The sequence below is a fragment of the Ideonella azotifigens genome (assembly GCF_006519715.1).
GTDB classification, from domain to species: domain Bacteria; phylum Pseudomonadota; class Gammaproteobacteria; order Burkholderiales; family Burkholderiaceae_C; genus Ideonella; species Ideonella azotifigens.
Genome location: NZ_VIDT01001206.1, coordinates 1 through 787, shown reverse-complemented (window position 1 = coordinate 787; position 787 = coordinate 1). Strand labels below are relative to the sequence as shown.

The 787-nt window shown below is 67.0% G+C and carries 1 protein-coding gene; it reads right to left on the bottom strand.

Annotation, left to right across the window (positions count from 1 at the left end):
* A partial coding sequence (locus tag FKP22_RS31625) for an AMP-binding protein (protein ID WP_310733409.1) occupies window positions 1–771 on the bottom strand: 771 nt, incomplete at its 3' end.
* Window positions 772–787: the final 16 nt, after the last annotated feature.

The window sequence follows — 787 nt, the reverse complement described above, 5'->3', positions numbered from 1 at the left end:
CTCGCTGTCCTTGTGGCACTGCCAATAAGTGACGTCGACCGAGGCTTCGGTGGGGCCGTAGAGGTTGTGCAGTTCGACGTGGTCCCAGGTCTGGAAGAAGCGCTGCTGCAGTTCCAGCGGCAGGGCCTGGCCGCTGCACATGACCTGGCGCAGCGACCTGGCACTGCCGGGCCTGGCTTCGTTGAGGAACACGTCGAGCATCGGCGGCACGAAGTGCAGCGTGGTGATGCGCTGTTCATCGATCACGCGCGCCAGGTAGGCCACGTCCTGGTGGCCGCCGGGCCTGGCCACGACCAGGGTCGCGCCTTCGAGCAGCGGCCAGAAGAATTCCCACACCGAGACGTCGAAGCTGAAGGGAGTCTTCTGCAGCACCCTGTCTGCCGCGGTCAGCGGATAGGCTTGCTGCATCCACTGCAGGCGGTTGACGATGCCCCGGTGCTCGATGCCCACGCCCTTGGGCTTGCCGGTGGAGCCGGAGGTGTAGATGACATAGGCCAAAAGGCCTGGCTCGGTCAGATTCTCCAGGTTGCCGGGGTCGACCAGCAGTTCGGCGCCGTCGTCCAACACGATCACCGGCAGGCCAGGGGTGGCCGGCACGCGGTCCTGCAGATGGCTTTGCGTGAGCACGGCCACCGGCTTGGCGTCGTCCAGGATGGTGGCCAGGCGCTCGGCCGGGAAGCCGGGGTCCAGTGGCACGTAGGCGCCGCCGGCCTTCAGGGTGGCATAGAGGCCGACGATCATCTCGACGGAGCGCTCCATGCACAGGCCCACGAGCGAGTCGGGCCCT